This window comes from Streptomyces sp. AJS327, from assembly GCF_013450295.1.
Classification (GTDB): Bacteria; Actinomycetota; Actinomycetes; order Streptomycetales; family Streptomycetaceae; genus Streptomyces.
In genome coordinates this window covers 101,206-113,327 of record NZ_SKBR01000003.1, presented here as the reverse complement: position 1 = coordinate 113,327, position 12,122 = coordinate 101,206, and the positions used below count along the sequence as shown (strand labels likewise).

The following is a 12,122-nucleotide window of genomic DNA, read 5'->3' as shown; positions in this document are numbered from 1 at the left end:
CTTCGCGGTGGACCCCGGCAGCCGGGCAGCTGTCCGGCATCCGTCCCGCGTCGGTCACTTGATCTTCGGCAGCGCGGGGACGAGCGAGTCCCAGCGGTCCACCTCGCACCCGTTGGCGCGGGTGAACTCGCCGTCGACCGGCTTGCCCCGCCAGTTGCCGGTGACGTGGGCGGTGGCCGGACCGCCGTAGATCATCGCGCACTGCTCGTCCGCGCCCACCTGCCGGAAGGGGTTCCGCTCCCCGCCCATCGCCCGGTCCACCGCAGCGCAGGCCTCCCGCTTCTTCGGGTGGTCTCCGCCGACGGGATCGCACTCCAGCCGGTACGTACCGTCCATCGACGGTCGTCCGCTGTCCTTGACGACGAAGTCCAGCGTGTTCGGCCCGACCGAGCCGTCCTTGGGCGCGGACCGCGCCTGCTGTCCGGAACTGACCGACCCCACCGGGCGCATGACCTCGGTGGTGCTCCCGGCCGCCGAGGTGGCCGGGGCCGCGTAGCCGACCGCCGTCGCGGCGGCGCCCACAAGTCCCACGGTGGCGGTAACGAGGATGCGGTGCGACATCGTCACTCCTGTCTCTCTGCGACCTGGCCCTGGTTACCCGGCTCACGGATTTCCGTCCCGTTTGCCACGTTCGTCATGGTGGCAACGGCTCGCCGGTTTCGCGATTCCCCGCCGCTCCCCCCGGTGCCTCCGCGCGGCACGGGTGCCGGGGGGCGAAGCGGGGCATCCCACTCCGCCTAACGCGCCATACCGCCCTCCGTTGCGGATCAGTGGGTGCGGAGACGCCGAACAGCACGCGTCACCGAACGCTTCCAGCCAGTCACCGCGCTCCGCCCGGCGTACGGCCCCACGGGCGCCCCGGCGGCGGGGCTCTCCCGCGCCCCGCCGACTGCGCGCCGCCGGTCATCTCCCGCCCCCGCGTCCGTACGCGCGACCAACTCCCCCGCTCGGGTGCCGCTCCCCCGTGGCGCACCCCGTCGTCTCCCGCGCCAGCCGTCAGTTCCCGCACACGACCCGCGTACGCCCGAACACGATCCGCGACGCCAGCCGGTCACGCGCTCTCGGCGAACCCCGGCCCCCTCGCCCCTCCTCGCCCCTCCGCGCCCCGTCTCTCCGCGCCTCCGCGACGCCGCGAGCCTCGGGTGGATGGCGGGGAAGCGGAGGTGCGAGGCGGGCGTCGCGGGGCCGGGGTGTCGACGTGGTCCTCGGGGTGCCGTCCGGCTGGGCCCGAAGTCCCGTCGAAGCGGGGTCGCGAGGGTTGCCGTGGTTTCCGGGGTGCGGTCGAAACGGGGCTGCCGTGCGGTCGAGGTGGGGCCGAGGTGCCCGGAGGTGGAGGCTGGAGTGGGGCCGAGGTGGGTGCGAAGCGGGGCTCGCGCGGCGGCTACCGCCGTACTCCCTGCCGGAATTGCCCCATCTTCCCCGGTATTCGCCCATCTTCCCCTGTGCTCCCCGGGGTTCCTCGCCCGCTCCTCGACCGCTCCGGGGGTAACTCTTTGCCCACCGCTCCCCTGACCCAGTACGGTGGGGTCCGATTGGAGACGGCCGCACCGGCTGTGCCATCATCTGCACACACCCAACGCCATCCGGTGGGTGTATGGAGGCGTCGCCTAGTCTGGTCTATGGCGCCGCACTGCTAATGCGGTTTGGGGTTTACCCCCCATCGAGGGTTCAAATCCCTCCGCCTCCGCGCTGGATCACCATGATCACAAAGCCCCGACCCCGGTCGGGGCTTTCGCGTGTCCCGGCAACCGTGGGGCCTCGCGTATCCCGTCGCGCCCGTGTCTCCTGGCTCCCTCCGGCTCCCCCTCGGGTTCCCTCGGTGGCCGGGAGGTGACGGTGTTCGGTGGGCCCAGTCACCTCACTCACCGTCGGTGAGCATGCCTGCGTCCACGGGTACGGACAGCGACTGATCCGGCCCTCGACGACGCCCGTGGCGTCGACCGGCCGGGGAGTCCGGCCCCGCCGCCGCAGCCCCTGAATCAGGGTATTCGTGCAGGTCAGAAGGGGTAGGGGAAAGAGATTTCGCCAGCGGCCACGGGTGCTGTAATGTTGTCCCCGCAACGCGCCGTCCGGTCTGACCGACCAGACGGAGGCCAGGCGCTCGTAGCTTAACGGATAGAGCATCTGACTACGGATCAGAAGGTTGCAGGTTCGAATCCTGCCGAGCGCGCAGCAAGTGAAAGCCCCGTTCCGATCATTCGGGACGGGGCTTTCACTTGCTGTACAGCAGCGAAGTACAGCAACCGTGTCAGCGGCGGTGCGCCCACTGTCACAGCTATAGATCACCGCGTTCGGGCCATCTCGGTAGAGCAACCCCGAAGCTTGCCCGACGGCGCCCTCCAGAAGCGCTCACTGCGTGCATGAAGCATCGGCACGGCACAGTCTCGCGTTGGCGAGAGTCCTCGTTCCCTGTCTCAGTGTCAGAGGCGGGTGAGAAGGTGCGGCGCACGCGATCGAGCGAAGGGAGAGCAGTGACCAAGATTCCCAGGGGGCGGCGGATGGAGCAGGCAGCCGTGAACGCCTTACGCACGCTTCTGCAGAGCCACGGCCACGTGGTGGAAGAGATCTCGGGCCAGAACGACTATGGCGAAGACCTGTTCGTTACCTTCGCGGACGCTGGCCGCGTGACCAATGACGTCATCAAAGTCCAGGTCAAGGGGGGTGCCTCATGGCGGCGATCCTATGGATACGCTGTGCCGGTTCGGCAGCATGGAGAGACCTGGACGAATGGGAATGTTCCCGTGTTCTGTGTCGTCTTCGACCCGGACACGGGCCGACTGCATTGGGCGAATGCCACTGAGCATCTACGACGTGGGGCGAGCAGGAGCAGTCGGCTGCGAACGATCAGGGTCCTGGCCACGGATGTGCTCGATGACGACTCCATGGCGTCGTTCGTGCACAGGGCCCGCGCGTATGTGGGCGGGTACCGAGGTCGAAATGCCGTCTTGGCCCACCTCGGCGAGATGGCAGGAGTGACCTTTGAGCCTGCTGACCATGTCCTTCACTGGGTCAATGAACACGGCGAGCAGTTGATCTTCTGGCAACGCCGTGGTCAGTCCCACGCGGTTCTTCTGCACAGCGACCTCGACTGGGACCCCGTTCTGATCACCCCCGGCGGGTTGCTCATCCCGGGGGGTGCACCTCTGGGACTTGAGTTCGGTAGCGACTTCCCCGAGGAGATGCGGCGGCTCGCGCCCATCGCGATGGTCAACGGGACCATCTTGAACATGCCCGAAGCGCTGTGGCTCGCGTCCTGTTTCTCCACTACAGAGTGGATGCGACGAGACGCGGAGGTCGGTTCGGGATCTGTAATCGACTTGGATGCAGAGACCTAGGACGCAACCGGGCCCCAGGTACCCAGTCATGAATCTGCGCAGCCTACAAGGCTTCATATGCCATCGGACCGGCCGCAGGCCATGCTCGCTGTATCGCGACCGAGCGTTCGACATCGTCCGTACGAACCGGTTCCATCCTAGCCCGGCCCCTGGAACCCGGTCGATTTGGTGTGAGACGTCTATCAGTTGGATGGAGGTTTGATCCTGCCGAGCGCGCATCAAGTGTGAGCCCCGTTCCGATCACTCGGAGTGGGGCTCTTCCGCGTCGTACAACAGCGAAGTGCGGCAACGGACTCTTATGCGGCTGATCCACCCCGCAGTGCTTCCGAGAGCTGTCGGAGCGCGTCCCGTACCTCGGCGTCGTCGGCGTCCGCGTAGACGTCCATTGTCATGGCGATCTGCGAGTGCCGCAGGATGCGTTGTGCCACCTTTGGGTGGACCTTGCCCACGACCAGGAGCGCGCCGGTGGTGTGCCGGGTGTTCCGCAGCGGGATCAAGCGGAGGCCGGCGCGCTTGGCCCGCAGGGCGAACATGCGCGTCAGGTTGCCCGGTTCGATCGGCGTCCCGTACTTCGTCGTGAAGACGAGCCCGCGGGTGTCCTGCCAGAGCTCCCCGCGAGCCTCGAAGATCAGGGGGCCGATCGGGCACAACGCGGGCAGGCAGAGGCTGCCCGATCCGCTGGCGAGCGTAAGGCCCCCTGATCTCTCACGCCAAAGCAGCTCCAGCCCAAAGCCGCTCCACCGACTTCGTATCTATGGAGCAGAAATGCCGGGACACGGAAGGAAGACCGAACCATCTTGAGTGGTACGCGGAATCGACTCCACATAGAGTGGAGTGGCGAGAATCATGCGGTGCCCACGGCCCGCTGTCGGGGGGAAGTTGAAAAGCACGCGCGCGTACCCGTGGAGCTTTGCTGGCCCGTAGGCCGCATGGCCGGAGAGCATGTCGTGCGCAAAATGCACGGCGGTTTCGGCCTTCGTATGGTACTCAACCCGCGCCAGAGAGACCGAAGGAGGCTCTATCGGCTGCCGTTCGGCCTCCGCAGCGGCCACTCGAACCGCCAGATCGTGGACCCACTCCGTCCGGGAGCCCATACGTGTCGGCTCCGCATCTGCATATTCCAGAACGTGAGAAATCGAGCCACAAAGCAGTATTTCAACCCCCTGGCAATCCGGGATGGCGCAATCATAATTCAGAAAACTTGCGTAGCCGTATACCCCCTGGAATCTGTCGACTCCAGGGATGATGGAATCTCTCATGACTGGGCCGCACATAAAGTTCCCGGAGAACTCTACCCAGTCTCGCGCAAGTAGGCCGTCGCATGACTTCGGGATTTGAGTGTGTGCGCAACAGGAACTTCTGACGCGCTTGATGGCCTTCTTTGTGCGGAACTTTCCAGTTCGGTTGGCTTGCCGCTCCCCCATGGCTAAACGAAAGCTGCCAACTGGTGTGATTCCTGTCTCGATCTCGAATGACCTACCAGTGTTTACAGCGAACCTTCGAGGAGGTGCGAGTTCATCAACTTTGGCGGTCGACAGGTAGATGATCTCTCTCGTGGCGCGAACACGACGGGGCATGCAGGCTAGCGTGCCACCGCTCAGTCGGTCTGGGGTACAAGTTGTCGATTTGTCCCTTTCGTGGACGTCGCCGGAACTGGGAAGTCCATGTGTACAACAGCGAAGTACTGTAGCCACGCCAACCAGCCAAGACCGTCAACTCTCATCCGCCTCCTCGGCAGTGACTGCATTCCCCTGATTGTCTGAGCTGCTTAGAGAGCACCACACCGCACCAGATCGGCACCAGAACAGCCGGTGATGACCGGTCAACAGCGGTCATCCACCCCGCGAAGCACACCCACCGAACTCGTCATCCGCCCAGCTCACCAGCCCAATAGCCTCCACCAACCCCCTGATTCCCAAGCTCAGGTTCCGGGCTTGCGGACCGGGCAACTGCTGCTGTCTGTTCTGGTTGGCGTCGATAGCTCGGTAGCGTGGCTGGACCGGCAGTCGGTGCGGCGAGCCACACGCGCGCCTGATCGTTCGGCGTTCCCGCCGTCGTGGCGGGCTGTCTGCGGCTGGGGTCCACGCGGGCCGTCGCGGTACAGCAGTACAGCAACCCCAGTAACCGACATCGCCCGGCGAGGCCTCCTCGGAGCCTCCAGGCGGCCGGTCTGACCCCCACCGACTGATCCGCATAGAGCTACGGATCAGAAGGTTGCAGGTTCGAATCCTGCCGAGCGCGCAGCAACTCAGAGGCCCCCGGGTTATCCCGGGGGCCTCTCGCGTTGGGCGCGTATGGCGTCGACGTCCAGCGGCGCGGTGGGCGGCGTCCAGCAGCGACGTGCGGCGTCGCGGTTTTCCGGTGCGGGTGGGGGTGTCCGCTGGGGAGGGGCCGTCGGGTCGTCGTGGTGGGACGGCCCCTCCGGGCGGGTCAGGAACCGAGGAGGGCGGCCCAGGTGAGCGGACCCACCGAACCGTCGACCACGAGGCCCTCGCTCTTCTGGAAGCCGCGGGCCGCCTCGTCGGTGGCGGGGCCGAACTCACCGTCGACCGCGAGCTGGTGGCCCTGGGCGTTCAGCTGGGTCTGCGCGGCGCGTACGGCGTTGCCGCTGGCGCCCTTCTGGACGGTGGTGACGAGCTTGGCCCAGGTCTTGGGGCCGACCACGCCGTCGGCCACCAGGCCGTTGGCGCGCTGGAAGGACTTCACCCGGGAGGTGGTGTCCGGGCCGAACGAGCCGTCGTTGGCGGTGCGGTGGCCGTGGCCGTTGAGCAGGTACTGGGCGGTGGTGACGTCCGTGCCCTTGCTGCCGCTCTTCAGGGTCGGCCAGCTGGGAGCCGGGTCCTTGGGCGGGTCGTCGGGGGTGTCGGAGTCGCTGATGTTGACCGCGCGGTACGGCTTGTACTCGCCGCCGTCCAGCCCGTAGGTCAGGACGCGGTGGTCGGTGCCGTGGCCGCCGCGCTGTTCGAAGGCGCTGTAGGCGGTGCGTGAGGAGTCGGTCCAGCCCTCGAAGATCACGACGTGCCGGGTGGTGTTGCTGCCCTCGGCGTCGATCAGCAGGTCGCCCGGCTTGAGGTCCTTCAACGAGATCGGCGTCGTGAGATCGCGGTTGCTCGCCAGTTCCACGGTGTTGGGGCCCGACTTCCAGAGTCCCAGGGTCATGGAGACGTAGCCGGAGCAGTCCTGCCGGTAGCCGTCGGACCAGACCGAGGTCTGGCTGTAGGGGACCTGGGAGCCGTTGTTGGCGGTCAGCCAGGTCGCCGCGCGGCGCAGCACCTCGGGTCGGGTGACCGGTTCCGCCTTGGCGGCGGCGGAGGTCGAGGCGCTGGCCGTCTTGGTGGCCTTGGGCGGCGCGGCGGTGGCGAACGACGGGCCGATCGCGATGCCCGTGACCGCGAGGCCACCGGCGACCGCTGAGGCCAGCGATATCCGTGCCCGGCGGCTGAGTTGGGAGAACAGAGACATGGAGCCTCCTGGTGTGGGGGGCCGGGTGTCGTGTGGGGTACCCGGTCGGCGACATCCTGGCCTCGCCGACCGGATGTGGCCGAGACCTTTCCCAAAACCTTTACGAGCTCGATATGGACAACCGGCGACCACGAGTGGTCGTCGCGGTCACCCGTGGTCGCGGGGCCGTGTCCGATGGTGACCGCCCCGCGCGGTCGGTGCCGCGCCGCGCGGGGCGGACGGAAGTGCGGGAGGTCTCAGGGGAGTTGGGGGAGGGCGACGCCGGACTTGGAGGCGGTGACGAACTCGTCGATCAGTGAGCGGGAGGCGTCCCGTCCCCGGTCCAACTCGTCGCGGTCGGTGGCGTAGTACAGGCGGTCGACGGACCGGAGGGCCCGCTGGGCGGTGTCGACGGTTCCGGTGTCCTCGGTGAGCAGACGAACCCGGAACATCGCCTCCAGCGCGACGGTGCGCAGCCGTTGGGCCTCCCGCTTCAGCTCGGGAACATCGCCGGGGGAGCGGCGCGCGTGGTGGGCGAACCAGTAGTCCAGCTGGCCGCGCCGGTAGTTGGCCAAGGCGCCGCCCAACGCGCAGTACGCGTCCAGGCGTTCCTGCCGAAGTCGCTCGGTACGGGCGAACCACTCGGCGCGCCGCGTCGCGCGACGCTGGAAGAGGTAGGTGCTGGCGGAGCCCAGCAGGGTCCCCACGACGGCTATGACGCTGGTGGCGACGATCTCCATGCCGTCAGTTCAGCACAGGCGGTTCGGTGTTGGCGGCGGGCGGCGGGGCGCGGCCGGAGCGGCTCCGGCGGAGCGTGCCGGACCGCGCCGGTGGCCGTGTCCGGCGTACGGGGTCCGGGCGGAGGGCTGGGCGGTTGGCGGATCAGGCGTAGGGGAGGGTCTCGCCCTGGGTCGCCTGGATGTCCAACTCGACCCTGAGAGTGGTGCCGACGGCGGCGACGCCGGTCGCGACCAGCTGGTTGAAGTTGATCGCGAAGTCCCGGCGGCGTAGCTCGGTGGTCGCCCGGAAGGCCGCCCGGGTGCCGCCCCACGGGTCCGGGCCGGTGCCGAGGTAGCCGAGGTCGAGCGCCACGGTACGCACCACCCCGTGCATGGCCAGCTCGCCGCGAACTGTCCACCGGTCGGGGCCGGTTGGATCGATGCGGCTGCTGCGGAAGGTGATGTACGGATAGCTCGCGACGTTGAGGAAGTCCGCGGAGCGCAGGTGCTCGTCCCGCATGTCGTTGCCGGTGTCGATGCTGGCCGCCTGGATCACCGCCTCCACGCTGGACTTCTCCGGGTCCTGGGCGATCTCGATCCGTCCGGAGAAGTCCGTGAACCGGCCGTGCACGCTGGAGATGCCGAGGTGCTGCGCGGTGGCGGCGACCGACGAGTGCATCGGGTCGATCGTCCAGGCGCCGGGCGGCGGCAGTTCGACCCCGCCCTGCCGGGTCAGCACCACGATGCCCAACTCGGCGCGGCCGGAGGCGGTGACGAGGGCGGTGGAGGCGGAGGGGGCGTAGCCGAGCGCGGTCGTGATCACCGTGTACGGGCCGGGCTCCAGCGGCGTCTCGCTGCGGACCGCGCCCTCGTCGTCGGCCTCGATCCGGAGGACCTGGGCGCCCTCCATGTCGGTGACGGTGAGCACGGCGTGCTGTACCGCCCAGCCGTCCCGGGTCCTGATGCGTGCGTTTACCCCTGCCATGCCGCTCCTTGTCCGTCCTCGGTGCCGGGGGTGTGGCCGTGCGCTGTTCGGGCCGGGGCCGTCGTACCGCGAGGGTGCGGAGCCCCCCGCCCCGGACGCGATCGTGACGCGGTCGTCGTCTCCGTGAGCCGGTGCCCGCTCCGCCGGATCTCCTCCGCCGCCGGTTCTGATCACTCTCAGCCGTTCCCCGTTCACCTCTGCGTGCGTAGTGTCGCTGATGTTTCAAGTAGGGGGTCGAACCCCTGGACTTCCAGGGTGAGTTCGACGTTCCGCGCGCCCCCGTGCGTCCCATGCGACCCCGCTCGGCCCGTACGCACCCCGCACTCCGCCCGCGAGGGGGCTCGTGCTGGACCGGGCCGGAGATCCGGGCAACCGGCCCCGCAGGAGCGGGAGTCGGCCGGTTCGGAAGCGAGGACGCCGGGTGTGGTGGGGAGTTGGAGCTGTGGACGGGCCCGGGCGGGGCGGGAGGGCCGGGGTGGGTCGTGGGGGTGTCAGCCGTCGTGGGGAGTGCCAGTCGTCGTGGGGTGCGCGGCGCGGGGGCCGGACGGTCCGGGCGGGGCGGAAGTCACCGTCCCGCCCGGATGGTTGGCGTACCGGTCCAGTCACCGGTCCGGTACGTCGCGGCCGGGCGTACCGCCCCGGAACGGGCCGGCCCGGGCGCGCCGGGTCCGACTCGTCCGGCCGGGGGTCAGTTGTCCGGGTGCCGTAGCTCGATGTCGACCGCCTCCACGCCGTCGCCCTCGACGGTCAGCCGACTGCTCACCGCCGGGTATCCGCTCGCGACGAGGGAGTACTCGCCCGCGTCCAGGTCGGTGAAGGCGTAGGCGCCGTCCGGGCCGGTGGTGACGGTGGCGATGACCGACCCCGCGGCGTCGAGGAGGGTCACCCGCGCGTCCGGGAGGGGCTGGCGCCCCGGTCCCGCGAGCACCGTGCCGTGCACCCGGGCGCCCTGGGCGAGAGGTATCTCGATCCGGGTGGCCCCCGGTCCCGTGACCTCCACCGGGCGGGCGGTCGGCCGGTACCCGGCGGCGTTCACCGCGACGGTGAAGGTGCCGGTCACCAGCTCGTCGAAGCGGAACTCGCCGTACTCGCCGGTCCGTCCGGACGCCACGACCTCGCCGCGGGCGTCGGTGACGACCACGACGGCGCCGGGGACCAGTTCGCCGTTCTCAGCGTCGTGCGCCACCCCGGTGAGGCCGCTGACGCCGCCGAGCAGGATGTCGTGGTGCAGCGGCTCCGTGCCGACGTGCACGGTGGACGCCAGCGGCTGGTGACCGTCGGCCGCCGCGATCAGGACGTACGAGCCCGGCGCCGGCGCGTCGAGCGCGTACTGGCCGTCCCGGTGCGCCACCGAGCGGCCCAACTGCCGCCCGTCCGCCGAGATGAGCGTGATGGCGGCGCGGGGCAGCCCGCCCTCGGCACCGCGCACGGTGCCCCGGACCGCGATCCCGGAGCCGCCGGGGGCGATCACGCCGCCGCCGACCGGGCTGGGCACGCTGTCGTGCGCCGGGTCCGCGGGGATGGCGTACGTGGGGTAGCCGATGGGCGCCTGCCGGAAGTCCGGGCTGCCCTCGGGGGTGACCGTCACCGCCTCCGGCGGGACGGCGGTGGCGCTCGCCAGGGCGGGGTCGTGGTCCACCGGGGCGCCTGGGCCCCCGGGGTGGCCAGCGCCGAGTCCGGTGCCGTCCTCCGGCTCCGCCTCCTGCTCCATCGCGGACTTGGTGTTCAGCGGGACCTCCTTGATGAACAGCACGAGCAGCAGGGCGACGAGCGAGATGGGTGCCGCGAACAGGTAGATGTCGGCGATGCCCTTCCCGTAGGAGCTCTCCACCACGGCCCGTACCGGAGCGGGGAGTTCGGCCAGGTTGGGCAGGCTTCCGCCGCCGTCCCCGTCCTGCTTGATCCCGATCGCGGCGAGGCCCTTGGCCATCAGCTCCCGGGTGCGCTCGTCCAGTACCGCGCCGAGCACCGAGACGCCGACGGCGCCGCCCAGCGAGCGGAGGAAGGTGACGAGGGAGCTGGCCGCCCCCAGGTCCTGCGGGGTGACCTGGTTCTGCGTGCAGAGCACCAGGTTCTGCATCATCATGCCGACGCCGAGGCCCATCAGCGCCATGTAGATCGCCAGGTGCCAGTACGGGGTGTCGTGCCGCATGGTGCCCAGCAGCCCACAGGCGCCGGTCAGCAGGATGCCGCCGACCACCAGCCAGGCCTTCCAGCGTCCGGTGCGGGTGATCGCCTGCCCGGAGACGGTGGACGAGAGGAAGATGCCGGCGATCATCGGGATCGTCGAGACCCCTGCCATGGTGGGCGACTGCCCGCGCGCCAGCTGGAAGTACTGCGAGAGGAAGACCGTCGCGCCGAACATGGCGACGCCGACGAACATCGAGCCGAAGGAGGCCAGCGAGACCGTGCGGTTCCGGAACAGCCGGAGCGGAACGATCGGCTCCGCGGCCTTGGACTCGATGAGCAGGAAGAGCAGCGCCAGCAGGATCGAGCCGCCCACCATCGCGTAGGTCTGCCAGGACACCCAGTCGTACGAGTCCCCGGCCAGCGTCACCCAGACCAGCAGCAGGCTGACCGAGGCGGCGAAGACCAGCGAACCGGCCCAGTCGATCCTGACGTTGGCCCGCTTCACCACCGGCAGCCGGAGCGTCTTCTGGAGGACGACCAGCGCGATCACGGCGAAGGGGATGGCGACGTAGAAGCACCAGCGCCAGCCGAGCCAGGAGGTGTCGGTGATGACACCGCCGAGCAGGGGCCCGCCGACGGTCGCGATGGCGAAGGTGGCGCCCAGGTAGCCGCTGTACCGGCCGCGCTCGCGCGGCGAGATCATCGCGGCCAGGATGATCTGGGCGAGCGCGGCGAGACCGCCCATCCCCAGTCCCTGGACGGCCCGGAAGGCGATCAGCGTCCCGGCGTTCTGCGAGAGCCCGGCGCCCGCCGAGGCCAGCACGAAGATGATCAGCGCCGACTGCACCAGCAGCTTCTTGCTGGTGAGGTCGGCGAGCTTGCCCCACAGCGGGGTGCTCGCGGTCATGGAGAGCAGCGAGGCCGTGACGACCCAGGTGTACGACCCCTGGTTGCCGTCGAGGTCCGCGATGATCCGCGGCAGCGCGGTGGAGACGATCGTCGACGACAGGATGGCGACGAACATGCCGAGCAGCAGGCCCGACAGCGCCTCCAGCACCTGCCGATGGGTCATGCCCGGCGACTCACCGGGAGTGTCACCGTCGTGCCGCGCCGTGTGCCGCGCGCCGCCGCCGGGGACGTCCGACCCCTGGTCCGGTGCGGGGTGCGGCCTCCCCTGCGGTGACGGGGGGTGGGTGGTGGTCATGCCGATTCCTTCTCGCCTCGTGTCGCTCAGCTGGTTCGTTTCCTGGTCCGGCGGCGCCGTCCGGCCCTCCCCTCCGGCGGGCGTCCGCTCGGGGCCGGTGCGTGCTCCGGCCCTCGCGGCGCCCGCCCGTGGCCGGGCGCCGGGTCGGATGACGCTGGTGGGTCTGGTGGGTCTGGTGGGTCTGGTGGTGCGTGAGGTTCCAGGGGTGCTGGTGGGTGCTGCTCGTGTGGTGGTTCCTGTGCCGTGCGGTTCCTGTGGCGCCCGTGGTGCCAAGGGGCTCTGGCGTGGCTCCGGCGCGGTGGTCTTCG

7 protein-coding genes, 2 tRNA genes and 1 pseudogene are annotated in these 12,122 nt (G+C 69.5%); 3 read left to right on the top strand and 7 right to left on the bottom strand.

Annotated elements, in window-relative coordinates:
• Window positions 1–54: 54 nt before the first annotated feature.
• Window positions 55–561, bottom strand: a complete 507-nt coding sequence (locus E0L36_RS17945; protein ID WP_258016323.1) for a subtilase-type protease inhibitor — start codon at window positions 559–561, stop codon at window positions 55–57.
• A gap of 1,035 nt (window positions 562–1,596) precedes the next feature.
• Between E0L36_RS17945 and E0L36_RS17940 the strand changes: the two genes are divergently transcribed.
• The 3 genes from E0L36_RS17940 (at window position 1,597) to E0L36_RS17930 (ending at window position 3,335) form a co-directional block, all read left to right on the top strand.
• Window positions 1,597–1,687 (top strand) — tRNA-Ser (locus tag E0L36_RS17940).
• 410 nt (window positions 1,688–2,097) lie between these two features.
• Window positions 2,098–2,170, top strand: a tRNA-Arg gene (locus E0L36_RS17935).
• 301 nt (window positions 2,171–2,471) lie between these two features.
• Entirely contained in the window at window positions 2,472–3,335 is an 864-nt protein-coding gene (locus tag E0L36_RS17930; protein ID WP_180930155.1) for a DUF4365 domain-containing protein, read from the top strand.
• A gap of 296 nt (window positions 3,336–3,631) precedes the next feature.
• Here the strand turns inward: E0L36_RS17930 and E0L36_RS17925 are convergent.
• The 6 genes and pseudogenes from E0L36_RS17925 to E0L36_RS17905 form a co-directional block, all read right to left on the bottom strand.
• Window positions 3,632–3,958: pseudogene (locus E0L36_RS17925) on the bottom strand (tyrosine-type recombinase/integrase); the annotation flags it as partial.
• Between the two features lie 129 nt (window positions 3,959–4,087).
• Complete coding sequence (locus E0L36_RS28530) at window positions 4,088–4,912, bottom strand: SAVMC3_10250 family protein (RefSeq protein ID WP_374705555.1); 825 nt, start codon at window positions 4,910–4,912, stop codon at window positions 4,088–4,090.
• 853 nt (window positions 4,913–5,765) lie between these two features.
• On the bottom strand, window positions 5,766–6,797 hold the full coding sequence (locus tag E0L36_RS17920; RefSeq protein WP_180930154.1) for a peptidoglycan-binding protein: 1,032 nt from the start codon (window positions 6,795–6,797) through the stop codon (window positions 5,766–5,768).
• 236 nt (window positions 6,798–7,033) lie between these two features.
• The gene (locus tag E0L36_RS17915) at window positions 7,034–7,516 is read right to left on the bottom strand and encodes a hypothetical protein (RefSeq protein WP_180930153.1); all 483 of its coding nucleotides are present in this window, start codon (window positions 7,514–7,516) and stop codon (window positions 7,034–7,036) included.
• A gap of 142 nt (window positions 7,517–7,658) precedes the next feature.
• Window positions 7,659–8,480: a YceI family protein gene (locus tag E0L36_RS17910; protein ID WP_180930152.1), complete on the bottom strand. Its 822-nt coding sequence runs from the start codon at window positions 8,478–8,480 to the stop codon at window positions 7,659–7,661.
• A gap of 688 nt (window positions 8,481–9,168) precedes the next feature.
• Window positions 9,169–11,814 (bottom strand): MFS transporter, encoded by a 2,646-nt coding sequence (locus E0L36_RS17905; RefSeq protein ID WP_374705554.1) that lies wholly within the window; start codon window positions 11,812–11,814, stop codon window positions 9,169–9,171.
• Window positions 11,815–12,122: the final 308 nt, after the last annotated feature.

Bases quoted from the DNA above. Each gene is read 5' to 3' on its own strand.
- E0L36_RS17910 (WP_180930152.1), bottom strand. From the start codon at position 8,480: ATGGCAGGGGTAAACGCACGCATCAGGACCCGGGACGGCTGGGCGGTA.
- E0L36_RS28530 (WP_374705555.1), bottom strand. From the start codon at position 4,912: ATGCCCCGTCGTGTTCGCGCCACGAGAGAGATCATCTACCTGTCGACC.
- E0L36_RS17905 (WP_374705554.1), bottom strand. From the start codon at position 11,814: ATGACCACCACCCACCCCCCGTCACCGCAGGGGAGGCCGCACCCCGCA.
- E0L36_RS17920 (WP_180930154.1), bottom strand. From the start codon at position 6,797: ATGTCTCTGTTCTCCCAACTCAGCCGCCGGGCACGGATATCGCTGGCC.
- E0L36_RS17945 (WP_258016323.1), bottom strand. From the start codon at position 561: ATGTCGCACCGCATCCTCGTTACCGCCACCGTGGGACTTGTGGGCGCC.
- E0L36_RS17915 (WP_180930153.1), bottom strand. From the start codon at position 7,516: ATGGAGATCGTCGCCACCAGCGTCATAGCCGTCGTGGGGACCCTGCTG.